20 protein-coding genes and 2 pseudogenes are annotated in these 23,368 nt (G+C 71.9%); 13 read left to right on the plus strand and 9 right to left on the minus strand.

From position 1 onward, the window contains the following. The first annotated feature begins 34 nt into the window (after positions 1–34). From ACQPW6_RS37455 to ACQPW6_RS37480, 6 genes are read left to right on the plus strand one after another with little or no spacing between them, the layout of a single operon-like run. The gene (locus ACQPW6_RS37455) at positions 35–2,080 is read left to right on the plus strand and encodes a primary-amine oxidase (protein WP_433894187.1); all 2,046 of its coding nucleotides are present in this window, start codon (positions 35–37) and stop codon (positions 2,078–2,080) included. Then, positions 2,077–2,829, plus strand: a complete 753-nt coding sequence (locus ACQPW6_RS37460; RefSeq protein ID WP_433894188.1) for a sugar phosphate isomerase/epimerase family protein — start codon at positions 2,077–2,079, stop codon at positions 2,827–2,829. The genes ACQPW6_RS37455 and ACQPW6_RS37460 overlap by 4 nt, the downstream gene beginning before the upstream one ends. Further along, complete coding sequence (locus tag ACQPW6_RS37465) at positions 2,826–3,944, plus strand: Gfo/Idh/MocA family protein (protein ID WP_433894189.1); 1,119 nt, start codon at positions 2,826–2,828, stop codon at positions 3,942–3,944. Before ACQPW6_RS37460 ends, ACQPW6_RS37465 begins: the two co-directional genes overlap by 4 nt. Then, positions 3,941–4,963 (plus strand): SIS domain-containing protein, encoded by a 1,023-nt coding sequence (locus tag ACQPW6_RS37470; RefSeq protein WP_433894190.1) that lies wholly within the window; start codon positions 3,941–3,943, stop codon positions 4,961–4,963. Before ACQPW6_RS37465 ends, ACQPW6_RS37470 begins: the two co-directional genes overlap by 4 nt. Further along, positions 4,960–5,880, plus strand: coding sequence for a BadF/BadG/BcrA/BcrD ATPase family protein (locus tag ACQPW6_RS37475; protein ID WP_433894191.1), 921 nt, complete (start codon positions 4,960–4,962; stop codon positions 5,878–5,880). Before ACQPW6_RS37470 ends, ACQPW6_RS37475 begins: the two co-directional genes overlap by 4 nt. Before the next feature lie 11 nt (positions 5,881–5,891). After that, complete coding sequence (locus tag ACQPW6_RS37480; protein WP_433894192.1) at positions 5,892–7,352, plus strand: aldehyde dehydrogenase family protein; 1,461 nt, start codon at positions 5,892–5,894, stop codon at positions 7,350–7,352. Between the two features lie 31 nt (positions 7,353–7,383). Here ACQPW6_RS37480 and ACQPW6_RS37485 read toward each other — a convergent pair whose 3' ends face one another. After that, on the minus strand, positions 7,384–8,148 hold the full coding sequence (locus ACQPW6_RS37485) for a GntR family transcriptional regulator (protein WP_433894193.1): 765 nt from the start codon (positions 8,146–8,148) through the stop codon (positions 7,384–7,386). Positions 8,149–8,411: 263 nt separating this feature from the next. Between ACQPW6_RS37485 and ACQPW6_RS37490 the strand changes: the two genes are divergently transcribed. The 3 genes from ACQPW6_RS37490 (at position 8,412) to ACQPW6_RS37500 (ending at position 12,871) form a co-directional block, all read left to right on the plus strand. Further along, complete coding sequence (locus ACQPW6_RS37490) at positions 8,412–10,124, plus strand: glycoside hydrolase family 9 protein (protein ID WP_433894194.1); 1,713 nt, start codon at positions 8,412–8,414, stop codon at positions 10,122–10,124. A gap of 158 nt (positions 10,125–10,282) precedes the next feature. Beyond that, positions 10,283–11,410: a lytic polysaccharide monooxygenase gene (locus ACQPW6_RS37495; RefSeq protein WP_433894195.1), complete on the plus strand. Its 1,128-nt coding sequence runs from the start codon at positions 10,283–10,285 to the stop codon at positions 11,408–11,410. A 405-nt stretch (positions 11,411–11,815) separates the two neighbouring features. Next, complete coding sequence (locus ACQPW6_RS37500) at positions 11,816–12,871, plus strand: glycoside hydrolase family 11 protein (protein ID WP_433894196.1); 1,056 nt, start codon at positions 11,816–11,818, stop codon at positions 12,869–12,871. A 73-nt stretch (positions 12,872–12,944) separates the two neighbouring features. Here ACQPW6_RS37500 and ACQPW6_RS37505 read toward each other — a convergent pair whose 3' ends face one another. Further along, positions 12,945–14,129, minus strand: coding sequence for a cellulose binding domain-containing protein (locus tag ACQPW6_RS37505; protein ID WP_433894197.1), 1,185 nt, complete (start codon positions 14,127–14,129; stop codon positions 12,945–12,947). Between the two features lie 203 nt (positions 14,130–14,332). Here ACQPW6_RS37505 and ACQPW6_RS37510 point away from each other — a divergent pair. Continuing rightward, positions 14,333–14,500 (plus strand): annotated as a pseudogene (locus ACQPW6_RS37510) (VOC family protein); the annotation flags it as partial. Positions 14,501–14,603: 103 nt separating this feature from the next. Here ACQPW6_RS37510 and tnpA read toward each other — a convergent pair. Beyond that, entirely contained in the window at positions 14,604–15,032 is a 429-nt protein-coding gene (gene tnpA, locus ACQPW6_RS37515) for an IS200/IS605 family transposase (RefSeq protein ID WP_433894198.1), read from the minus strand. 53 nt (positions 15,033–15,085) lie between these two features. Here tnpA and ACQPW6_RS37520 point away from each other — a divergent pair, with 53 nt between their 5' ends. The 3 genes and pseudogenes from ACQPW6_RS37520 to ACQPW6_RS37530 all read left to right on the plus strand — a co-directional run bounded on the left by ACQPW6_RS37520 (position 15,086) and on the right by ACQPW6_RS37530 (position 17,743). Beyond that, complete coding sequence (locus tag ACQPW6_RS37520) at positions 15,086–16,300, plus strand: RNA-guided endonuclease InsQ/TnpB family protein (protein WP_433894199.1); 1,215 nt, start codon at positions 15,086–15,088, stop codon at positions 16,298–16,300. A 34-nt stretch (positions 16,301–16,334) separates the two neighbouring features. Beyond that, positions 16,335–16,574: pseudogene (locus tag ACQPW6_RS37525) on the plus strand (VOC family protein); the annotation flags it as partial. A gap of 68 nt (positions 16,575–16,642) precedes the next feature. Further along, positions 16,643–17,743: a winged helix DNA-binding domain-containing protein gene (locus tag ACQPW6_RS37530; RefSeq protein WP_433894200.1), complete on the plus strand. Its 1,101-nt coding sequence runs from the start codon at positions 16,643–16,645 to the stop codon at positions 17,741–17,743. A gap of 7 nt (positions 17,744–17,750) precedes the next feature. On the opposite strand, the gene ACQPW6_RS37535 is transcribed toward ACQPW6_RS37530, so the two are convergent. From ACQPW6_RS37535 to ACQPW6_RS37560, 6 genes are all read right to left on the minus strand, one after another. After that, positions 17,751–18,740, minus strand: a complete 990-nt coding sequence (locus tag ACQPW6_RS37535) for a histidine phosphatase family protein (RefSeq protein WP_433894201.1) — start codon at positions 18,738–18,740, stop codon at positions 17,751–17,753. Between the two features lie 25 nt (positions 18,741–18,765). Next, complete coding sequence (locus tag ACQPW6_RS37540; protein WP_433894202.1) at positions 18,766–19,635, minus strand: NAD-dependent protein deacetylase; 870 nt, start codon at positions 19,633–19,635, stop codon at positions 18,766–18,768. A gap of 95 nt (positions 19,636–19,730) precedes the next feature. Beyond that, entirely contained in the window at positions 19,731–20,399 is a 669-nt protein-coding gene (locus ACQPW6_RS37545) for a response regulator (RefSeq protein ID WP_433894203.1), read from the minus strand. Further along, positions 20,396–21,568, minus strand: coding sequence for a sensor histidine kinase (locus tag ACQPW6_RS37550; protein ID WP_433894204.1), 1,173 nt, complete (start codon positions 21,566–21,568; stop codon positions 20,396–20,398). The genes ACQPW6_RS37545 and ACQPW6_RS37550 overlap by 4 nt, the downstream gene beginning before the upstream one ends. A 16-nt stretch (positions 21,569–21,584) precedes the next feature. Continuing rightward, a complete protein-coding gene (locus ACQPW6_RS37555; RefSeq protein WP_433894205.1) occupies positions 21,585–22,412 on the minus strand; it encodes an ABC transporter permease in 828 nt (275 codons plus the stop codon). Then, positions 22,409–23,335, minus strand: coding sequence for an ABC transporter ATP-binding protein (locus ACQPW6_RS37560; protein WP_433894206.1), 927 nt, complete (start codon positions 23,333–23,335; stop codon positions 22,409–22,411). The genes ACQPW6_RS37555 and ACQPW6_RS37560 overlap by 4 nt, the downstream gene beginning before the upstream one ends. Positions 23,336–23,368 lie beyond the last annotated feature (33 nt).

Below are 23,368 nucleotides of genomic sequence, written 5' to 3' on the forward strand. Positions count from 1 at the left end.
CACTCCGGACCCCCTTCGCAGAAGCGGAGCCACCGTGACCACAGCAACGCAACCTCCCGCCCCCGGCGGCGCGCCGGCGAGCGCCTACGGCACGCCGGCCCTGGCCGGCGCCCTCGCCTCGCCACGCCCCGACGAGATCACGACGTGCAAGGCCCTCCTCCAGCGGGAGGGTCTGCTCGGCCCCGACACCCACGTCTCCTACTTCGGCCTGGCCGAGCAGGACAAGCGCGAACTGCTGGCCGGCACCGTCGCCGCCCGCCGCTTCCGCGCCATGCTGGTCGACCTGCGCACCGGCCTGTCGCACGACGTGGTCGCCTGTCCGGACGAGGACCGGATCGTCTCCGCCCGCGCGCTCGACCCCGCCACCGACGGCCATGTCCCGGTGGTGCTCGCCGAGTTCCCGCTGGTCGAGGAGATCGTGCACGCCGACGAGCGCTGGCTGGCGGCGATGCGCAAGCGCGGCCTGACCGACCTCAGCACGCTGCGGGTCAACCCGCTGTCGGCCGGCGTCCCCGGCGAGGGCGAGGACGGCCGCCGCCTCCAGCGCTGCTTCACCTTCGTCCAGAAGACGCCCGACGACCTCGGCTGGGCCCACCCGGTGGACGGCGTCACCGCCATCGTGGACGTGGTCACCCGCGAGGTGCTGGACGTCGTCGACCACGCCGACCTGCCGGTGCCGCAGGAGGACGGCAACTTCCACGATCCGCGGTGGGTGGACCGGCCGCCGAGGGCCGGGATGAAGCCGATCGAGATCAGCCAGCCGGAGGGCCCCAGCTTCACCATCGACGAGGACGGCGTCATCGACTGGCTCGGCTGGTCTTTCCAGGTCGGCTTCGACCAGCGGGAGGGTCTGGTGCTGCACAACATCAGCATCGACGACGCCGGCCGCCGCCGCCCGGTGGTCTACCGCGCCTCCGTCGCGGAGATGATGGTCCCCTACGGCGACCCCAGCCCGCAGCGCTGGTTCCAGAACTTCTTCGACTGCGGCGAGTACCTGCTCGGCGGCTTCGCCAACTCCCTCGAACTGGGCTGCGACTGCGTCGGCGACATCACCTACCTCGACGCGGTGCTCGCCGACAGCGCCGGCGACGTCCGGGTGATCCCGCAGGCGATCTGTATCCACGAGGAGGACACCGGCATCCTCTGGAAGCACTACGACAACTGGAACGGCTCCTCCGACTCCCGCCGCAACCGTCGCCTGGTGGTCTCCTTCTTCGTCACCGTCGGCAACTACGACTACGGCTTCTACTGGTACTTCTCGCTCGACGGCGCCATCGAGCTGGAGGTCAAGGCCACCGGAGTGGTCTTCACCTCCGGCTACCCGGGACCCGGCTACGCGTACGCCTCGCAGCTCGCCCCCGGCCTCGGCGCCCCCTACCACCAGCACCTGTTCAGCGCCCGGCTCGACATGGCGGTGGACGGCACCGGCAACGCCGTGGACGAGGTGGAGGCCGCGGCCGTGCCCCGCGGGCCCGGCAACCCCACCGGCACCGGCTTCACCCAGACCGTCACCCGGCTGCGCACCGAGTCCGGCGCCCAGCGGCTCGCCGACAACACCCTGGGCCGGGCCTGGCTGGTCACCAACCCCTCGGTCGCCAACCGGCTGGGCGACCCGGTCGGCTACCTGCTGCACCCGGAGGGCCGGCCGGTGCTGCTGGCCGACGAGGACTCCGACATCCACCGCCGGGCCGCCTTCGCCACCCGGCACCTGTGGGTGACCCCCTACGCGCCGGACGAGAACTACCCGGCGGGCGACCTGGTCAACATGCACAAGGGCGGCGCCGGGCTGCCCGAGTGGACCGCCGCCGACCGGGACGTGGACGACACCGACATCGTGCTCTGGCACACGTTCGGACTGACCCACTTCCCGCGGCCCGAGGACTGGCCGGTGATGCCGGTCGACTCCGCCGGCTTCGCCCTCAAGCCCTACGGCTTCTTCGACCGCAACCCGACGCTGGACATCCCGGCCTCCACCGCGGCCCACTGCCACCCCGGCGGGCACCACCAGCCCGCGGAGCACGACCACGACCACGGGCACGACCACGGACACCACAACGACCAGGGAAAGGCCGGCGCATGACGACCGGACAACCGCTGGGGATCCAGCTCTACAGCGTGCGCGACGACATCGGCCCCGCCGACCTCGACGGCACCCTCGCCCGGCTCGCGGGCCTCGGCTTCACGCACGCGGAGCCGTACGACATCCTCACCGACCCCGACCGGCTCGGCAGCGCCCTGCGGGACGCCGGGCTGAGCGCCGCCTCCGCGCACGCCTCGGTGGTCAGGCACGACGTGACGCAGGTGCTGGACGCCGCAGAAGCCCTCGGCATCGGCACCGTCATCACCCCGTACGTCGACCCGGGCAGCATCGCCGACCGGGCCGGGGTGCGGCGGCTCGCCGAGACGCTCAACGCCGCCGCCGCGCTCGCCGCCGCCCGCGGCATCAGGATCGGCTACCACAACCACGACTTCGAGTTCGCCCAAGAAGTCGACGGGGTGCCGGCCTACGAACTGCTCGCCGGACTCCTCGACCCGGCGGTCGTGCTCGAACTCGACGTGTACTGGGCCGGTGTCGGCGGCGCCGACGTGTTCGAGCTGCTGCCGCGGCTCGGAGACCGGGTACGGCTGCTGCACGTGGTGCACGAGCGCGAACCCGGCAACGACCGGCCGGTGCTCGGCGTGGACGCGACCGGCCGGATGGGCGAGGTCTTCGCGCTGGCCGCGGCGAGCCTGGAGCTGCCCGTCGTCGAGGTCGTCGCCCACCACAGCGACGTATGGCCGCTCGTGGCACGCAACGCCGCGTACTTCCTGGCCGGAGCGGCCGCGTGAGCGCCCCGGTCAAGGTCGCCGTCATCGGCGCTGGCGACATCTCCGACCAGTACCTGCGGGCCCTCACCGGCTACCCCGACCTCGCCGTCACCGCCGTGGCCGACCTCGTACCGGCCCGCGCCCGGGCGCAGGCCGAGGCGCACGGCGTGCCGGCCTGGGGGAGCACCGCCGAGGTGCTGGCCCGCGACGACGTCGACCTGGTGGTGAACCTGACGGTCCCCGCCGCGCACGCCGAGGTCGCGCTCGCCGCCATCGCGGCCGGCAAGCACGTCTGGGGCGAGAAGCCGCTGGCACTCGACCGGGCGAGCGCCCGCGCGGTGCTCGACGCCGCCGACGCCGCCGGTGTCGTGGTCGGCAACGCCCCCGACACCGTGCTCGGCCAGGGCATACAGACCGCGCACCGGCTGCTGGCGCAGGGCGCGATCGGCGAGCCCAGGACGGTCCTGACCCTCATGCAGGGCCCGGGTCCCGACCTGTGGCACCCGCGACCGCAGTTCCTGTTCGCCAAGGGCGCCGGGCCGCTCTTCGACATCGGCCCCTACTACCTGACCGCCCTGGTGCAGCTGCTCGGCCCGGTCGTGTCGGTCAGCGCGAGCGGGCAGATCCCGCGTGCCGAGCGGACCATCGCCGCGGGGCCCGACGCGGGCACCGTCTTCCCGGTCGAGGTCCCGACCCACGTCAGCGTGGTGACGACCTTCGCCTCCGGCGCGGTCGGCACCTCCGTCTACAGCTTCGACTCCCCGCAGCGCCGCCAGCTGTTCGAGATCACCGGCAGCGACGGCGTCATGGAGGTGCCGGTCAGCGGGTTCGACGGCCCCACCAGGCTGCTGACCGACACCACGCCCGGCGCCTCCTGGCAGACCCGGCCGGCCGAGGGAGTGCCCCGCGACCGCGGTGTCGGCGTGCTCGAACTGGCCCGCGCGGTGCGGGCCGGCCGGCCGCCCCGGGCCAGCGGCGAACTGGCCTACCACGTGCTCGACATCATGCTCAGCGTCGAGGAGTCCATCGACCTCGGAGCACCGGTGACCGTGGCGAGCACCGCCTCATCCGTCCCCCCGATCCCACCGCACTGGGACCCGGCCGCACGGACCTACGACCGAACGGAACAGACATGAGCGACGGCTACCTCTCCTACGCGGCGGCCCGCGCGACCCAGGCCGAGGAACTGGAGGCCGCGATCGGCCGGCTGGACCCGTCGGTGCGGGCACTGGCCTCGGCCGGCCTGCTGTCCGGCCCGGGACCGGTGTTCGTCGGCATCGGCGCCAGCCTCGCCGCCGCCTGCGCCCCGGTGTGGTCGCTGCGCAGCAGGGGCGTGCACTCCTGGCGGCTCGGCGCGGGCGACCACCCGCTGCCGTTCCCGGCCAGCACCCACCCGGTGTTCGGGGTGTCGCAGAGCGGCCGGAGCGCGGAGACGCTGGCCGTGCTGGAGTCCGTCACCGCGCCGCTGCGGCACGCCGTGGTCAACATGTCGCCGTCGCCGATCGCGGACGTGGCCACCGGTGTACTCGGCATCGGCAGCATCCCGGACAGCTACGCGTCCACCATCGGCTACACCGCGACCGTCGCCGCGCTCGGCATGCTCGCCGACGTGTGGGATGGCGGCACCCTCGACGAGGGCTGGTCCCGGCTCGGCGCGCTCTTCGGCGCCACGGAGGAGGCGACGGGGGAGCAGGTGCGGGCGCTCGCCCCGCTCTTCGCCGACGCCACCTCGGCCGACTTCGTCGGAGCCGGTCCCGCGGTGGGCTCGGCGGAGGCCGGCGCGCTGCTCTTCCGTGAGGTCGTCCGGGTGCCGTCCACCGGGATGAGCACCCGCCAGTACCTGCACGGCGCCATGGAGTCGGCCGGCGGGGGAGTGCACGTCGTCTTCGGCGACGAGCGCGAGCACGTGGTGGCCGACACCCTCGCGGACGCCGGGCACCCGGTGGTGCTCGTCACCGCGGCGCCGGTCAGGAAACGGCCGCTGCTGCACCCGGTGCGGGTGCCCAGGCTGCCCGCCGCGCAGCGCGCGGTGATGGAGATCCTGGTCGTGCAGATCCTGGTCGAGGCGGTGGCCGAGGTGCGCGGCGTGGACATCGAGGAGTTCGTGTTCCACAACGCCGACATCAAGGTGACCGAGGGGCGGCCGGCCGTATGAGGGTGCTGGTCGGTGCCGACATCGGCGGCACCAAACTCGCGATACGCGTGGCGGCGCCGGACGGCGCGATCCGCGCCGACGTCGAGATCCCGTCGACCGGCTGGGAGGCGGCACCGGTCGAGCGCGCCGCGCGCTGGCTGCTCGACCGGGTGAACTCGGTACTGCCCGCGGGGGACGAGATCGCCGCCCTCGGTGTCGGCGCGCAGGGCTGCGACACGCAGGAGCACTGCGCGCGGCTCGCCGCGGCCTTCGAGTCGTCCGGGACGGCCGCCACGGTCGTCAACGACGCCGCGCTGCTGGTCCCGGCCGCCGGCCTGGCCAGCGGGATCGGTGTCATCGCCGGCACCGGCTCGATCGCGGTGGGCGCCGCCGCCGACGGCACCGTGCTGTTCGCCGGCGGCTGGGGCTGGGTGCTCGGCGACGAGGGCAGCGCCCCGGCGATCGTCCGGGAGGCGACCAAGGCGGCGCTGGCCGCGTACGACGCGGGGCAGCCCGACGACGGGCTGCTCTCGCAGCTGCTCGCGCACTACGGCGCCGCCGAGCCGCCGGGCCTGGCCCGCGCCGTCAACGACTTGCCCACCAGCGGCAGTTGGGGCCCGGCGGCCCCCGCCGTCTTCACGGCCGCCGCCGCCGGCTCCGCGCTGGCGCTCGCCGTCGTGGACGACGCCGCCGACCACCTGTGCACCCTCGTCACCCGACTGCGGGCGCGCGGCGCCGCCGGCAGCACCGTCGTCGTGGCCGGCAGCGTCGTCATCGGCCAGCCGCTGCTCGCCGACCGGCTGCGGGACCGGCTCGGCGCCGCACACCCCGACCTGGACCTGCGCCTGCTGGACGTGCCGCCGGTCGCCGGCGCGGTGGCCCTGGCAAGGGCCGGGCACCAGGCGGCCGGGACGCGTGCCACCGCAAACCACCTTTGAAGGAGCTGAACATGGCAGAGCACGATTCGCCCTGGGCGGGAGCCATCTACGTGGACGGCAGGTTTCGGCCGCCGGCCGCCGGAGGGTCGCTCCCGGTCCGTGACAAGTCCTCGGGGGAGGTGTTCGACCTCGCCGGCGGCGCCGACACCGCGGAGGTCGACGCGGCGGTGGCCTCGTCGCTCATCGCGCAGCGCGAATGGGCGGCCCGCCCCTACGGCGAGCGGGCCGCGATCCTGCGCAAGGCCGCCGCGGCGCTCGAACAGGCCGGCGGCTTCGCCGAGTTGATCGTGCGGGAGACCGGCAGCATCGCCGGCAAGGCCGACTACGAGATCGGCGCCGCCGCAGGCGAGCTGATCGAGGCGGCGGCGCTGGCCTCCCGGCCGGTCGGCGAGGTCCTGCGGACCGGCCACGCCGACCGCTTCTCGGTGTCCGAACGCGTCCCGGTCGGCCTGGTCGGGGTGATCACACCGTGGAACTTCCCGCTCGTGCTGGGGATGCGGGTGATCGCGCCCGCCCTGGCGCTCGGGAACGCCGTGCTGCTCAAGCCCTCCCCGGAGACCCCCGTTTCCGGCGGGCTGGCCATCGCCGAAGTCTTCGACCAGGCAGGGGCGCCGCCCGGGATCTTCCAGGTGCTGCCAGGTGGCGAGGAGGTCGGACGCCGGCTGGTCGAGCACCCGGACGTGGCGATGATCCACTTCACCGGCTCGACGGCGGTCGGCCGGGAGATCGCCCGCACCGCCGGATCGCTGCTGAAGAAGACGTCGCTGGAGCTCGGCGGCAACAACGCCCTGCTCGTGCTGGACGACGCCGACGTCGAGCAGGCCGCCATGATCGGGGCCTGGTCGAGCTTCCACTACCAGGGGCAGACCTGCATCAGCGCCGGCCGGCACATCGTCGGACGCCAGGTCGCCGACGCGTACCTGCGCGATCTGACCGACCGGGCGGCGGCCGTCACCGTCGGCGATCCGCTGCGCGACGGGACGGGTCTGGGCCCGATCATCAACGACGCGCAGCTGGAGCGGGCCCGGCGGCTGCTCGACGACGCGGTCGAGGGCGGCGCCCGGATCCTGACCGGGGGCACGAACGAGGGCAGGTTCTTCCGGCCCACCGTCGTGGTCGACGTCGATCCCGCGTCCGCGCTGTGGACCGAGGAGATCTTCGCGCCCATCGCGCCGGTCGCGGTGGTCGACAGCGCCGACGAGGCCGTGGCGCTGGCCAACGACACCGGGTACGGGCTGGTCTCGTCGGTCGTCGGCTCGGACGTGCACCGGGCCACCGAGATCGCCCGCCGGCTGACCTGCGCGATGGTCCACGTCAACGACGCCACGCCGCAGGACGAGCCGCTGGCCCCGTTCGGCGGGATCGGCCACTCCGGTCTGGGCGGCCGGGCCGGCGGCGACTCGAACCTGGAGGAGTTCACCGAGCGGCGGTGGCGGACGGTGGCGAGCAGCCCCGTGCACTACCCCTACTAGCCCTACTGGGGCCTCGGGCGGGCGGCGGGCGCTAGTGCGGCTGGAAGGTGGTGCGCAGCCGGTAGCGCTCGCCGCTGTACCTGACGGTGGAGAGCAGGAGGGGGCGCTGGTCGCGGCCGTAGATGGTCTGGTCGAGCACCAGCACCGGCGTGCCCTCCGCCATGTCGAGGTTCGCGGCCAGCGCCGGGTCGGCGCCGCGCGCCTCGATCGTCACCACGGAGCGGTCGAGGCGCACGCCCCGGTCGCGGAGCTCCTCGAAGAGCGACGCGGTGGAGAAGTCCACCCGTTCCAGGCCCGGGGCGACCGCCGTCGGCATCAGGGTGCGGTCCACGCCGATCCGCACGTCGTTGAGCAGCCGCACCCGCTCCAGCCGCAGCAGCGGCGTGCCGGCCGGGACCAGCAGCCGTTCGGCGTCGTCCAGCGAGGCCGGGTGCACGTCGTGCAGCAGCACGACGGCCCCGGGCCGCAGGTGCTTGCGCAGCGCGGTCGCGGTGAACGACTCCAGGTCGTTGGGCCACTCCCGCTCGGTGGCCGGGGCCGCGGTGGTGACGAACCAGCCGCGGCCGTGCGAGGAGGTGAGCACCCCGCGGTCGACCAGGTGGGCCAGCGCCTTGCGCAGCGTGACCCGGGAGATGTCCAGCCGCGCGCACAGCTCCCGCTCGGGCGGCAGCCGTGCCCCCGCGGCGAGTTCGCCCCGTTCGATCTGGTCCCCGATGAGCTCGGCGGTCCGCGACCACAGCGGGTGCGCGGTGTCCGCCAGTTGCGGTGCGCGACTCGGTGCGGCTTCTACACCCACGACAGTTCCTCCCGGTGATCACCAGTAGCATACCAGTGCATACCACGCGGTCGGTCCACGGGCGCTCTCAAGTGGCGTGCGGGGGACGTGTTCGGCGATTTCGAGCAGCCTTCGGTGGCCCGTTGGTAAATTTATCGCATACCACTATTTGCCATTGAGAGCCCACTGCGTACCTTTGCAAACATCGCCGCCCGGGACTCCCGGCGGCGGCCGGCCGGCCGACCCCCGGTCCACCGGCAGACGGGAAGGGGCGGTACCCGCAGGTGCCCGCAAGGAACGACACCCCGAGAATCCTCACCGCGCACCTGGGCCACGGGCTCGCCGCGTCCAAGGCGGTGGTCGCCGTACTGCCGGACGGCCGCCCGCCGCGCGCGAGCGAACTCCACGGCCCGGACGGCCCCCGCCCGCTCACCGCGGGCCCGGTCGAGGCCGTCCAGGGCTGGCACGGCGGCCCCTTCGCGCGGATCCCGCTTCCGCCGGACCTGCCGCCCGGCACGTACACGGTGCGGGTGGCGGACGGCGGCGGCCGGGAAACCGTGTCCGAGCCGTTCGAGATCGCCGCCGACCGGATCCAGCGGCAGACGATGTCGGACGTGCTCGCGTACTTCAAGGCGATGCGGTCCAGCGGCGAGATCGACCGCAAGGACCGGCACGCGCGGCTGTGGGGCGACGAGAGCGGGCGCGAGGTGGACGCCCGCGGCGGCTGGCTCGACGCCAGCGGCGACGTGAGCAAGTTCCTCAGCCACCTCACCTACACCCGCACCATGAGCCCGCAGCAGATCCCGCTGTGCGCCTGGGCGCTGGCGGCGGCGCGGGACGCGCTCGCCGAGCGGCACCCCGCCCTGGTCCGCTCGCTCGGCGCCCGGCTGCGCGACGAGGCGCTGTGGGGCGCCGACTTCCTGGTCCGCTTCCGGGCCCCCGAGGGCTACTTCTACACCGGTGTCTTCGACGCCCTCACCAAGCGGCTGGACGAGCGGTTCGTGACGGCGCCGCTCCCGGAGTGCGTCCGCACCGACCGCTACCAGGCCGCGTACCGGCAGGGCGGCGGCCTCGCCATCGCGGCCCTGGCCCGCGCCGCCACCCTGGACGACCACGGCGACTTCACCGGCGCGCAGTACCTGGACGCGGCCCTGACCGGCTTCACCCACCTGGAGGCGCACAACCTGGAGTACCTGGACGACGGCACGGAGTCGGTGACCGACGACTACGCGGCGCTGCTGGCCGCCACCGAACTGGTCGCGGCGGGCGCGTCGGCGGCCGAGGCGGCGGCGCGGCGCCGGGCGCGGCTGCTCACCGGCCGGTACGTGCGGCCCGGCGACGGCGGGCCCGGCTGGTTCACCGCCGACGCCGAGGGACGGCCGTTCTTCCACGCGGTGGAGGCCGGCCTGCCGATCCTCGCCCTGGTCCGCTTCGCGGCCGTCCTCCCGGACGCGCCCGAGGCCGGCCCGGCACGCGAACTGGCCGTCGAGGCGATGCTCGACACGCTGGCCCGCACCTCCGCCGTTCCGAACCCGTTCGGACTTCCCCGGCAGCGGGTACGGCCGGCCGGCGGCACCGACCGCGACGCGTTCTTCTTCCCGCACGCCAACGAGACCGGCTACTGGTGGCAGGGCGAGAACGCCACCATCGCCTCACTGGCCGCGGCGGCCACCTCGTGCGCCGACCTGGACGGCGTGTCCCCGGCCGACCGGGAGCGGCTGCTCGACTTCGCCGACGACCAGCTGGCCTGGATCACCGGCCGCAACCCGTTCGACGCCTGCATGCTCCAGGGCCGCGGCCGCAACAACGTCGACTACGCCACCGACTTCCCGAACCTCCCCGGCGGCATCGTCAACGGCATCACCTCCGGCTGGGCGGACGAGGACGACATCGCGTTCCTGCCCGATGACGCCCCCGAAAGCGAGTCATGGCGATGGGCCGAGCAGTGGATCCCCCACACGGGCTGGTTCCTCCTCGCGGTGGCAACCGCCCGCTGACGGACCCGGGGCCCGGCGGCGGGGATTTACAGACCGTCAGGCCGCTGTTAGCTTCACAAGTGGGAGCGCTCCCACACTCTGGGCTCCGCCTCCTTCCCCCCACGCCGCCCCGGCAGCGCCAGTCACGGCTCCGGGGCGTTCCCGGAAAGGGCAGCACTTTGAAGAGATTCAGGAAGTCCCCCTTATTGGCCGGCTTCGGCCTGCTGGTCTCGGCAGTCGCCTTCGTACTGCTCGGCCAGGGCTCCGCGCAGGCCCACGGCGTCGCGATGATGCCCGGCTCCCGCACGTATCTGTGCTACGAGGACGCCTTGACGTCCACCGGCGCCCTCGACCCCACCAATCCCGCTTGCGCCGCCGCGGTGGCACAGAGCGGTTCGACGTCGCTGTACAACTGGTTTGCCGTCCTCGACTCCAACGCGGCCGGCCGGGGCGAGGGTTACGTGCCCGACGGCACGCTCTGCAGCGCGGGCAACAAGTCGCCGTACGATTTCTCCGGCTACAACGCCGCCCGCGACGACTGGCCCCGGACGCACCTGACGTCCGGTGCCACGATCCAGTTGCAGTACAGCAACTGGGCCGCGCACCCCGGCACCTTCAAGGTGTACATCACCAAGCAGGGCTGGTCCCCGGCCACCCCGCTGGCCTGGGCCGACCTCGAACAGGCCGGGAGCGTCACCAACCCGCCCGCAGTGGGCTCGCCGGGTACCGTCGGCGGGCACTACTACTGGGACCAGGCGCTGCCCGCGAACCGTTCGGGCGACGCACTGATGTTCATCCAGTGGGTCCGCTCGGACAGCAACGAGAACTTCTTCTCCTGCTCGGACATCGCCTTCGACGGCGGCCACGGTGAGGTGACCGGCGTCCACGGTGGCAGCACCACCGCGCCGCCGACGACCCCGCCGACGACCCCGCCGCCGACCACTCCGCCGCCGACGACCCCGCCGCCCACCACTCCGCCGCCCACCACTCCTGGGGACGACGGCTCCTGCATGGCCATGTACGCGGTGACCAACGCCTGGAGCGGCGGTTTCCAGGGCGAGGTCACGGTGATGAACCACGGCACTTCGCCGACGAGCCACTGGAAGGCGACCTGGACACCCGGTACCGGAACGCAGATCACCAGCCTGTGGAACGGCACCCAGTCCAGCAGCAACGGCGTCATGAGCGTGGGCAACGCCGCGTACAACGGCACGATCCCACCGGACGGTTCCACCACGTTCGGCTTCACGGCCAACTCGACCGGCAACAACTTCCCGATCGGTTCCATCGGCTGCACATTCTCATGACGCGCGGGTCCTGACCGCCCGGGAGATCCGGGCAGGACGAGGCGGCTGTGCGGTCCGTCGCGGCGGGCCGCACGGCCGTCAGCCATGCCGTCAACCGCTCGCGCGGCCCCGGGTTCTTTCGACCCGACGAACGGGTCGAAACTTTCGGTCTTCATGGTCACGAGATGCCACTGCTCTGATCGGTGAACTAGCAATGCCCTCGCCTGGACGAACCATGTAAGGCAGTGAACTGCGGAAACTGTTCGAGGTGGGCGAGTCGGGTCGATCGAAGCTTTCGGAAATAGTGCCGAAACTATTGACACTCCGTCAAAGGCAGACCAACACTGTCGCCGTCATCACCAGGCCGCCGACAGCCCTGTCGCCGCAGGCCGTTCCCACCTGCCCCCCACGAGAAAGAAGCAGGTCATGAACGACGACTCCACCCCGGCCGCCCGTCCAGGCGGCCGACTCCACCTGCTCGGCCGCTTCAGACTGCTGTTGAGCGTGCTGTGCACGATCGTGCTCGCCGGCGTCGCGGCGCTGATCCTGCCCGGCACCGCGAACGCCGACACCGTCGTCTCCTCCAACCAGACCGGCACCAACAACGGCTACTTCTACTCGTTCTGGAGTGACGGTGGCGGTCAGTCCTCGATGACCCTGAGCTCCGGCGGCAGTTACAGCACCTCCTGGAGCAACGTCGGCAACTTCGTTGCGGGCAAGGGCTGGAGCACCGGCTCACGCAACGCCGTCAACTACTCCGGCAGCTTCAACCCCTCCGGCAACGCCTATCTGTCGCTGTACGGCTGGACCACCAACCCGCTGGTCGAGTACTACATCGTCGACAACTACGGCACATACCGCCCGACCGGCACGTACAAGGGCAGCGTCACCAGCGACGGGGGCACCTACGACATCTACGAGACCACCCGCTACAACGAGCCGTCCATCATCGGCACCGCCACCTTCAACCAGTACTGGAGCGTCCGGCAGTCCAAGCGCACCGGCGGGACGATCACCGTCGGCAACCACTTCAACGCCTGGGCCGGCCAAGGCATGAACCTCGGCACCTTCAACTACGAGATCCTGGCAACAGAGGGCTACCAGTCCAGCGGAAACTCCAGCATCACCCTCGGAGGCTCCACGGGAGGCAACGGCGGTACCACCGGGGGCAACGGAGGTACCACCGGCGGCAACGGAGGCACCACAGGAGGCGGCGGCAGCGGCTGTACCGCGACGATGTCGGCAGGCGACCAGTGGTCGGACCGCTACAACCTCAATGTCACCGTCGCCGGCTCCAGCAACTGGACGGTGACCATGAACGTGCCGTCCCCCGAGAAGATCAGCGCGACCTGGAACACCAGCGCCACCTGGCCGAGCAGTCAGGTGATGGTCGCCAAGCCCAACGGCAGCGGCAACACCTTCGGCGTCACCATCATGACCAACGGCAACTGGACCTGGCCGTCGGTCTCCTGCAACGCCTGACCGGCCCGGCCCGGGAGCGTGCCCGTGGCGCGGCGGTCCGCAGGCCGCCGCGCCACACCCCGATCCCCGCTGCTCAGCAGCTGACGGGTGTCGAGGCGACAGCCACGTCGTCGAACCACAGGGTGTCGTCGCCCGTGCTGTAGCTCTCCCATCCCAGGCGCAGGGCGGTCGGCCTCGGCGGCGTCGTCCGGGACAGCCACTGCTGGTCGATGTCCTGAGTCGGTACGCCGTCGGCGTGCAGTCCCGCCACCTGGTTGTTGTCGAGCCAGGTGTCGAGCTTCGGCGCCGAGGTGTCGACCGCGAACCGCAGGCAGTGCCAGGTCTGCGTCGTCAGCGGAGCGCTGAGCGCCACCCCGGCCGGGCTCTGCGCGGGGAGGGTGGCGTCGTCGCTCTCCCGGTTCCACTGCAGGGCGCCGTTCTGGCCGCCGATCCGCAGTGCCCGGCCGCCCTGGGAGGAGTCCGGCATCGAGACGAAGGCGACGTGCCCGGCCGGAAGAGCGGTGGTGTGGCGCACCCACATGCGGATGTACAGCACCGGACCGACCGACGACAGGTCCGCGGTGGAGGTGACGAAGGCGTGGTTGCAGTAACCGGCCCGTCCGTCCACCCGCAGCGACTTCGTGCCGCTGTGCGCGACTTCGGTGTCGATGGCGGCGGTGCCGGTGCCCTGGCAGTCGGGCGCGCTGAACTGCCAGGCCCCGGACGGGACGGGACCGCTCTGATCCTCGAAGCCCGTGCAGACGGCCGCGCTGCCACAGTCCGTGGCCGGAGGTGTGGTGGGCGGGGTGTCCGGCGGTGTCGAGGGAGGGGTGGTCGGCGGTGTGGTGCTGTCGCCTCCGCAGGACTGCCCGTTGAGGGCGAAGCCGGCGGGTTGCGAGCCACCCGTGTGCACGGTCCCCTGCAGACCGAAGTCGACGGCGCCGCCGCCGGCGAGCGCACCGTTGTAGGACGCGTTGACAGCGGTCACCTGGCTGCCGCTCTGGGTGACAGTGGCGTTCCAGGCGGAGGTGACCTGCTGGTCCCCGGTGTACGTCCATGTCAGTCGCCAACTACTGACGGCCGGGCCGAGGTTGGTGACATGGAGCTGGGCGGTGTAGCCGCCGGTCCACTCGTTCGTGGTGTACTCGACCCGGCATCCGGATGAAGTGGCTCCGAAGCCACTGGCGGGCAACGAGATCAGAAGCGATACGGCCAGTACGGCGGCGGCCGCGACCGCGGTCCAGGGTGCGCGCAGTAATCGCAGGGCGTGAGCGGGCATGGGGGCCTCTTTCGTGGATTCCCGAGGGGAGAGCTGAGGGAGCGAGCGTGCGTGGGAGCGCTCCCATACATGAGATCGCCGTATCAGCTCACTGTCAACGCGTACGGCAGCAGAGGCCGGGGGACGTCGGATCCCTTCGGCTCCGCGGGGCGACGGAGTGGTGGAGCGGGTAGGTAAAGTGGGGACGATGACCCGCCGCACAGCTGCCCCTGAACTTCCGGGGCACCGCGCGCGAGGCGCTGGACTTCTACCAGTCCGTCTTCGGCGGACGTACCGCCGCGGTCACCTACCAGGACGCGGGCGCCGTTCGAAACGAGAGCGAGGCCGACTGGGTGATGTGGGGCGAGGTGGTCGGCAGCAACGGCTTCCATCCCTGATCTTGCGTGGGTATCTCCGGCTTCAGCCGGGGAGGGAAACGCATCCCGAGGCCGGGGGCGCGCAGCGCCGGAGGCCGCTGCGTCTCCGTCTTGACGGTCAGAGGGGGCGCTTTTGCCCTTCGATGTACTGGCGGATCACGGTCAGTGGTGCGCCGCCGCAGGAACCCGCGAAGTAGGAGCGGGACCAGAAGACGGAGCCCATGCCGGTCCGGTTGATCCGGCCGGTGTACTCAGCCCGCAGGTAGCGGGAGCTGACGCCCTTGAGGCTGTTGATCAGCTTGGACAGGGCGATCTTCGGCGGGTAGTGCACCAGTAGATGCACGTGGTCGGTCTCGCCGTTGAACTCGCGCAGTTCCGTCTCGAAGCTGGTGCAGACCTCGCGCATGATCTCTTCGCACCGTTCGAGCATGGCGTCATCGAAGATGTCGCGCCGGTACCTGGTCACGAACACCAAATGTGCGTGCAGGGCGTAGGCGACGTGGCGGCCGGTGCGGATATCGGGATTTTGTTCCCAGCGTGGTGACATACACCAAGCGTATTAGGATCGGTGGAGCCAGACCGGAAAAGGGGGTGGGCCGGATGATCCGTGCGTACAAGTTCCTCATGCGGCTCACCGTGGGCCAGGTGATCGCGCTCGGCGAGATGCTGCGTGATCACTGCTCGCTCTACAACGGTGCGTTGCAGGAACGCCGTGACGCCTACCGGCATGTCTCGAAGACGTCCGTGAAGTACGGGCAGCAGTCGGCGCAGCTCAAGGAGATCCGGGCGTTCGACCCGGAGCGTCAGGGCCGTTGGTCGTTCTCCTCGCAGCAGGCCACGCTGCGCCGACTCGACAAGGCGTTCACCGCGTTCTTCCGCCGGGTCAAGTCCGGGGACACCCCCGGGTACCCCCGCTTCCGGGGCGTCAACTGGTTCGACACGGTGGACTTCCCGAAGGACGGCGACGGCTGCCGCTGGGACGCCACCCCCCACGACCCGGTCACCCGTGTCCGCCTCCAGGGCGTCGGGCACGTCAAGGTCCACCAGCACCGCCCGGTCGTCGGCAGGGTGAAGACGGTCAGCGTCAAGCGCGAGGGCGCGAAGTGGTTCGTTGTGCTGACCGCCGAGCAGGACCAGCTCGAACCGCTCCCCGAAACCGGCTCGGCCGTCGGCATCGACCTGGGTATCGCGAACTTCCTCGCCGATTCCAGCGGCGGCTTCGTGCCCAACCCGCGCCACGGCCGCCGCAACGCCACCCGGCTCGAAGCCGCACAGCAGGCCCTCGCCCGCTTTCCACGCGTCCGACGCGACAAGCGCACCGCGAACCACAGCCGCGCGGTCGGGAAAGTCGCCAAGCTGCACGGCAAGGTCCGCCGTCAGCGCCTCGACCACGCCCACAAGACCGCGCTCACCCTGGTCCGCGAGCACGATGTCATCGCGCACGAGAACCTGACGATCCGCAACATGGCCAAGGCTGTCGCTCCGAAGCCCGATCCCGAGCGACCGGGCAGCTTCCTGCCCAACGGGGCCGCCGCGAAGACCGGACTCAACCGCTCGATCGCTGATGCCGGATGGGGGGTGTTCCTCCAGATCCTCGCGAGCAAGGCTGAAAGCGCCGGCCGGGAAGTGATCGCCGTGGACCCCCGCAACACCTCCCGGATGTGCCCCGAATGCGGGCATACCACCAAGGAAAACCGGCCCACACAGGCAGAGTTCCACTGCGTCGCCTGCGGCCACCTGGCACACGCTGACACAGTGGGCGCCACCAACATTCTACGGGCCGGGCTGGTCCGTCTCTACGCCGACCAGGCATAGAGAGAAGCCCCCTCCCTTCAGGAGGGGGAGGAGTCACGTCATGGCCTACGACGTGCCCTCGCAGCTGCCCTGGAGCCAGGGCGAGAACCCGTTCTTCGTCTCCGTGCGCGGCACCGACGCCGACGAGGTCAGCGCGCTGTGGGGCAGGCTCGCCGAGGGCTCGACGATCGTGAGTCCGCTGGAGCGCGCGCATTGGGCGCCGCTGTACGGCATGCTCACAGACCGCTTCGGCGTCACCTGGGTTCTTGACGTCGCGGCCCCGTACAACGGCTGAACCCACGGACCGACCGACCGACTGTCCGACTGACCTGACACGCCTACGCCGTCCGGAGCGCCGCAGCCATGACCGTCCTTGACGCCCGTGCTCTCAATCGCGCCACCCTCGCCCGGCAGCACCTGCTCGAGCGCGGCGAGCTGTCCGTACCGGAGGTGGTGGCCCACCTGTGCGGCATGCAGGCGCAGGAGCCCCAGGAACCGTTCACCGGGCTGTGGTCCCGGCTGGCCGGCTTCGAACCGGGGCGGCTGGACGAGGCGTTGACCGGACGCGCGGTGGTGCGCACGCATCTGATGCGGCGCACCGTCCACCTCGTCACCGCCGACGACGCGCTCGCCTGGCGGGCCCGGCACGACGCGATGCTGCGCCAGCGGGTGCTGGGAACCTACCGGCCCGAGCTGGCCGGCATCGACCTGGACGAGGTCGCCGCCGCCGGCCGCGCGGTCATGGCCGACGGGCGGCCGCGCAGCATGACCGAGCTCGTGCAGACGCTCGAAGAGCGCTGGCCCGGTCCACCGCGCCGTGCGCTGGGCGAGCTGCTGGTCGCGGCCCTCATCCCGATGGCCCAACTGCCGCCCCGGGGCCTGTGGCAGCAGACCGCCGGCGTACGCAACCTGCCGTTGAGCACCTGGCTGGAACGGGACATCGACCCGCTGCCCGTCGACGGCGCCGACCCCGTCGGACAGCAGCTGCTGCGCCGCTACCTCGCCGCGTACGGGCCCGCCGCCAGCGCGGACCTGCGCGCCTGGTCCGGCCTCGCCGGCCTCCCCGCCGCCGTCAAGGCCGCCCGCGACGAGCTCGTCGTCTTCCGCGACGAGCGCGGCCGCGAACTGCTCGACCTGCCCGAGGCGCCCCGCCCGCACCCCGACACGCCGGCCCCCGTCCGGTTCCTTCCGGCGTTCGACAACGCGATCCTCGGCCATCACGACCGGTCCCGGATCATCGACGCCGCCCACCTCGGCCTGTCGGTCGCGGGCCACCGCACCGTCCTCGTCGACGGACGCGTCACCGCCACCTGGGCCGTGCGCGACCGACGACTCGGCGTCAGCCCACTGCGCCCGCTCACCCGCGTGGAGCAGGAGGCCGTCCGCGCCGAAGCCCAGGATCTGGCCGCCTTCCTGGACGACTGGATCGAGCACGTCGTCTTCGATGACCCTGCGCTGAGTTGAGGCCCCGTCAGCCGTCCTGGGGCGGGGCGAGGTGGCGGGTGTCGCCGAGGGCGACGACCTGGCGGTTGTGGAGGCGGTCGTCCTCGCGCAGCGTGGTGATGCTGCCGGAGGGGGACCGGAAACTGGCGTAGCCGGCCGACTCGATCGGCATCTTGATCCAGGACGCGATGACGAAGGTCAGCGAGCCGCCGTGCGTGACGATGATCTGGTGTTCGCACGGGTCCCGCAGGATCTCGTCCATGGCCGCGTAGATGCGCCGCGCGTACACGCCTCTGGTCTCCGCCCCCTCCACGCCCTCGTCGTGGTCCATCCGCTCCCCGGCAGCGGGCGGCGGCACGAACCGCCGGTCCAGCCACGCCTGCGGCTTTCCCCCCGCCTCACCGTAGGACTTCTCCCGCAGCCTGCGATCCACGACCGGCTCCACGCCGAACACTCCGCCGACCTCCGCGGCCGTCCGCAGCGTCCGCCGCAGATCCGAGGAGACCACCCGCACCTCGGCCTCCTCCGGAACCCGCCCTCGCAACGCCTGCCCGATGGCCTCGGCCGCCCGCACCCCGCCGGGCGTGAGCTGTGAGTCGTACCACCCGCCGACGACCCCCTCGATGTGGTGCGTCGCCTCGGGATGCGTGACGACGTAGAGAGTGCGCACGGGGGAGTGCCTCCTGTGGTTGTCGATGACGGTCGCGGCTTGTTCCGGATGCTCCGTCAGCCATTCGCCGAGGTGGTCCTGGACGGCCTGTCCGACGCACTCCCGAACCGCTGCATCGCCCAGCACGCCGCGCGTGGAACCCTCGAACTCGGGGCGGTCCAGCTGCACCGACACGACCGCCGTCAGACCCTCGCCGATCCGATCGGCGCCAAGACTCTCAGGGCAGCCGCACCAGCGGAAGGCCACCTCCATCGCCCCCGCCATCCGAGGGTCCTCGCGCTCGAAGGCGATGGTCCCGACAGGGGCGGACGCCGCCGGGTGCCCGCCGAGGAAGCCGAGGAAGTCCACGACCCCACCCGGGAAGCGCAGTCCGTCAGGCGCCCAGACCGTCGGCGAGGGCGGTGAGGGTCGGGCCGAGCGGCAGGTCGAGTCTCAGGGCGGCGAGGGCGTCGCCTCGGGTGGTGCCCTGGTTGACGATCGCCACCGGGGTGCCGGCGCGGGCCGCGCGTCGGACGAAGCGGAGGCCGGACATCACGGTGAGGGAGGAGCCCAGGACCAGCAGGGCTGACGACGCGTCGACCAGGTCGTAGCACCGCTGGACGCGCTCGGCGGGCACGTTCTCGCCGAAGAAGACCACGTCGGGCTTGAGCGTCCCGACTCCGCACGCTTCGCAGGGCACGACACGGAAACCGGCCGCGTGGGCGGCCGGGAGTTCGGCGTCGCCGTCCGCGTTGGCGGCGGCGGCGATGTCGCGGAACCCGGGGTTGGCTCGGGCCAGGCGCTCGTCCAGGTGGGTGCGGGCGCTGTGGTCGCCGCAGCCGAGGCACACGACGCGGTCGAGCCTGCCGTGCAGGTCGATCGTCTCCGGGGTTCCGGCGGCGGTCTGCAGGCCGTCGACGTTCTGCGTGATCACCCCGGAGAGCAGGCCCGACCGCACCAGACGCGTCACGGCCCGGTGGCCGGCGTTCGGCCGGGCCCGCGCGATCGCCTGCCACCCCACATGGCTGCGCGCCCAGTACCGGCGCCGGCTGTCCTCATCGGCGGTGAACTCCTGGAACGTCATCGGCACGGATCGCCGCCGGCGCCCGGTGACACCGCGGTAGTCCGGGATACCCGACTCGGTGGAGAGCCCCGCCCCGCTGAGGACGACCACGGCGCCTCGGCCGTCCAAGAACCGCACCAGCGCCTCGGCGCCGTCCCCCACGAGGGGGTCGACCGGACCGGGCACGGTGCGGATGTCCATCTCAGCAGCGTACGCCCACGGCCGCTCGGACCGTGCCCGGCCCGGACCCGGGACCGGGCCGGAAGGCCACTCGTGGGACAGCCGGCCCGCGGTGGTCAGCGGCCCGGTGCGGACAGGCCGTTCTCGTAGGCGAAGATCACGGCCTGGACGCGGTCGCGCAGTCGCAACTTGGCGAGGATGCGCGCGACGTGTGTCTTGACCGTGGTTTCGGACAGGACGAGTCGGTCGGCGATCTCCTGGTTGGTGCGGCCGGACGCCATTTCGGTGAACACCTGCCGCTCGCGCTGGGTCAGCGGATCGAGGACGTCCTTGGGGGGCAGGCCCGCTTCCGGGGCGTGGAACGTGCGGGCGTAGGTGTCGAGCAGGCGGCGGGTGGTGCTGGGAGCCAGCACGGCGTCGCCGCCCGCCACCGTCCTGATGCCGGTGAGGAGTTCCTCGGTCCGCACGTTCTTCAGCAGGAAGCCGCTGGCACCGGCGCGCAGGCCGGTGAAGGCGTATTCGTCGACGTCGAACGTGGTCAGGATCAGCACCTTCACCTCGGGCAGGTGCGCGGCGATGTGGCGGGTGGCCTCGATGCCGTCGGTGCCCGGCATGCGGACGTCCATCAGGACGACGTCCGGCCTGAGCGCCGCTGCCTGGGCGATGGCCTGGGCCCCGTCGGCCGCCTCGCCCACCGTCTCCATGTCCGGCTGCGCGTCGATGATCATTTTGAAGCCGCGGCGCAGCAGGTCCTGGTCGTCGGCGAGCAGTACCCGGATGGTCATGCGGCACCTGCCGGGTCGATCACCTTCAGGTCGGCGAGGACCTCCCAGCCGCCGCTGCGGATCGGGCCCGCCCGGAATTCGCCCTGGTACAGGGCGGACCGTTCCCGCATGCCGACCAGCCCGTGCCCGACCGTCGTGTCGCCGGCCGGTGCGCCGGGCGCGCCGGGCTCGCCGTCGTTGGTGACCCTGATCCGTACGCGATCGTCGCGGCAGGTGAGCGCGACGATCACCCGCCGGACGTTGACTCCGTGTTTGAGCACGTTGGTGAGGCTCTCCTGGACAATGCGGTAGATCGTGAGCTGCGTGGTGGGTGCCAGGTCGCCCGACGAGCCGGAGGTCTCGAGCTCCACCGTGAGGCCGGCCGAGCGGACGCTGGCGACCAGGTCGGCGAGTTGCGCGGTGCCGGGCTGGGGGGTGAGGTCCGCGGGGCCGGCGCTGCGCAGGACGCCGAGGATGCGCTGCATCTCGCCCAGCGCCTGCCGTCCGACGTCGGACGCCTGGGTGAGGGTGTCGCGGACCGTGCCGGCGGCGGTCACGGTGACGGCGGCGTCGTTGAGGGTGATCATGACGGCGAGACTGTGGGCGATCACGTCGTGCATCTCGCGGGCCATGCGGGTGCGCTCCTCGGCCACGGCGATCCGGGCCTGACGGTCCCGGTCACGTTCGGCGGTCTCCGCGCGCTCGATCATCGAGGCCAGATAGGCCCGCCGGGTGCGTACGTAGAGCCCGATGACCAGAGCGGCGGTGACGGTGCCGGTCGCCGTCAGCCCCGACAGCCACTGGTGGGGCTGCGGTGTCCACCGTGCCACGGCCATGATGACGCCGGTCTCGCCGATGACGAGCGCGGTCGCGAGCACCCAGCCGCGCCGCTCCCAGGCGCCCAGCGAGTACAGCATGATCAGCACGACGAGATCACCGTCGGCCACGACGCCGGTGAACCACTGCGCCAGGCAGATCGCGGCGATGAGGGACGCGGCCGTGGCCGGTGCACGGCGGCGCACGACCAGGGGCGCGGCCAGCGCCACGTCCAGGTACGGCGCCAGGGCGCCGCGGTGGTCGGGGCCGAGCGTGTCGGCCAGCATCGCCGCCAGGGCGACGCCAAGGGCCAGCAGCCCGTCCGCGAGAAGCAGACGGGCCGCCGGCGCGAGGCGGGCACGGTCGGGGAGCACGTTCTCAGCGGCCCGTTCAGGCGTCCCGGCGGCGCAACGAGACGGCCGCCACGACGATCGCGGCAACCGCCCACGCGCACAGGACGAGCACGCCGGCCCCGGGCGTGAGGTGCGGAGCCTCGGGCTGGGACACCGTGAACGCCTCCCCGGCCTGCGAGGGAAGGAACTGCGCGATGTGCTTGCCCGCCGACCCGAACAGGGTGAACAGCTCCGGTACGACGAAGATCAGGGCGAAGAAGCTGACCAGCGAGCCGGGGGTCGAGCGTACGATCCAGCCGATCATCTGTCCGATGACCCCGGCGAGCACCATGTACAAGCTGGTGCCCAGCACGAACCGCCACACCCCGGGATCGGACAGCGAGAAGCCGGGGCGGACCTGGCTGATCACCGCCTGCGCGGACACGAAGGCGATGGTGGTGATCACGGTCATCACCACCGCGGTGATCGCGAAGAACACCGCCAGCTTGGCCCACAGCACCGGAAGGCGCTTGGGGGCCGCGGCGAAGGTCGAGCGGATCATGCCCGTGCTGAACTCGCTGGACACGAACAGCACGCCCAGCGCGCCGATCAGCAGCTGCCCGAGGAAGTAGCCTTGCAGCGGCGCCGAGGACGCCAGGTCGTTGGCGTCCTGGTTCCCGGTGAGGTGACGGGTGTTGTAGCCGATGACCAGCCCGATGGCCAGCATGCCCACCACGGCCGCGCCCAGCACCACCCAGGTCGAGCGCAGGCTGCGCCACTTGATCCACTCGGCCTTCACCGCCCGCCCCAGCGAGATCGGCTGGCTCTCGACGCGGGCCGGGGCGCTGCGGGGAGCGGCGGCGGTGTCCGTCGTGACGGTGCTCATGCGGCGTCCTTGATGTGTTCGACGGTGGAGCGGTAGTCGATCGATTCGTCGGTCAGCGCCATGTAGGCCTCTTCCAGGGACGCGGCGTGCGTGGCCAGTTCCAGGAGGGTGATCCCGGCACCCGCGGCGGTCACACCGATGTGGTCGCTGGTCAGCCCCTGCACCTCCAGCTTCTGCTCCGCGAGGTTGCGGACGGTGACGCCCTCACCGGCCAGCAGTTCGGCGAGCCGGCCCGCCTGCGGGGACCGGACCGTGACGACGTCCGACGACGCGCCGGCGATGAAGTCCGCCATCGGCTCGTCCCGCAGCAGCCTGCCCTTCCCCACCAGGATGATGTGGTCGGCGGTCAGCGCCATCTCGCTCATCAGGTGGGAGGACAGGAACACCGTGCGGCCCTCGTCGGCCAGCCTTTTCAGCAGGTTGCGGATCCACCGCACGCCGTCGGGGTCCAGGCCGTTGACCGGCTCGTCGAGGATGAGGGTCTGCGGGTCGGCCAGCAGCGCCGAGGCGATCCCGAGCCGCTGACCCATGCCCAGGGAGAACGCGCCGGCCCGGCGGCCGGCGACGTCAGCGAGTCCGACCATCCCGATCACCTCGTCGACCCGCTTCACCCCGATCCCCGCCATGGCCGCCATCGCCAGCAGGTGGTTGCGCGCCGAGCGGCCGGTGTGCACCGCCCGGGCCTCCAGAAGCGCTCCGACCTCGGCCAGCGGACGCTGGTGCTCGGCGAACGGCTTGCCGTTCACGGTGACCGACCCGGACGTGGGAAAGTCCAGTCCCATGATCATCCGCATCGTGGTGGACTTGCCGGCGCCGTTGGGTCCGAGGAACCCGGTGATGACCCCGGGCTTGACGGTGAACGTCAGCCCGTCGACCGCCACCTTGTCCCCGTAGCGTTTGGTCAAACCCTCGGCCTTGATCACTCGTCCTCCAGCACTTGCCCGACTTTCGTCTCA

The sequence above is a fragment of the Streptomyces sp. CA-111067 genome (assembly GCF_050956065.1).
Lineage (GTDB): Bacteria > Actinomycetota > Actinomycetes > Streptomycetales > Streptomycetaceae > Actinacidiphila.

What these genes read in the sequence shown, in the direction of transcription:
- ACQPW6_RS37460 (WP_433894188.1), top strand. Translation starts at nt 2,077, where the DNA reads ATGACGACCGGACAACCGCTGGGGATCCAGCTCTACAGCGTGCGCGAC.
- ACQPW6_RS37470 (WP_433894190.1), top strand. Translation starts at nt 3,941, where the DNA reads ATGAGCGACGGCTACCTCTCCTACGCGGCGGCCCGCGCGACCCAGGCC.
- ACQPW6_RS37475 (WP_433894191.1), top strand. Translation starts at nt 4,960, where the DNA reads ATGAGGGTGCTGGTCGGTGCCGACATCGGCGGCACCAAACTCGCGATA.
- ACQPW6_RS37480 (WP_433894192.1), top strand. Translation starts at nt 5,892, where the DNA reads ATGGCAGAGCACGATTCGCCCTGGGCGGGAGCCATCTACGTGGACGGC.
- ACQPW6_RS37500 (WP_433894196.1), top strand. Translation starts at nt 11,816, where the DNA reads ATGAACGACGACTCCACCCCGGCCGCCCGTCCAGGCGGCCGACTCCAC.
- ACQPW6_RS37505 (WP_433894197.1), bottom strand. Translation starts at nt 14,129, where the DNA reads ATGCCCGCTCACGCCCTGCGATTACTGCGCGCACCCTGGACCGCGGTC.
- tnpA (WP_433894198.1), bottom strand. Translation starts at nt 15,032, where the DNA reads ATGTCACCACGCTGGGAACAAAATCCCGATATCCGCACCGGCCGCCAC.
- ACQPW6_RS37520 (WP_433894199.1), top strand. Translation starts at nt 15,086, where the DNA reads ATGATCCGTGCGTACAAGTTCCTCATGCGGCTCACCGTGGGCCAGGTG.
- ACQPW6_RS37530 (WP_433894200.1), top strand. Translation starts at nt 16,643, where the DNA reads ATGACCGTCCTTGACGCCCGTGCTCTCAATCGCGCCACCCTCGCCCGG.
- ACQPW6_RS37540 (WP_433894202.1), bottom strand. Translation starts at nt 19,635, where the DNA reads ATGGACATCCGCACCGTGCCCGGTCCGGTCGACCCCCTCGTGGGGGAC.
- ACQPW6_RS37545 (WP_433894203.1), bottom strand. Translation starts at nt 20,399, where the DNA reads ATGACCATCCGGGTACTGCTCGCCGACGACCAGGACCTGCTGCGCCGC.
- ACQPW6_RS37555 (WP_433894205.1), bottom strand. Translation starts at nt 22,412, where the DNA reads ATGAGCACCGTCACGACGGACACCGCCGCCGCTCCCCGCAGCGCCCCG.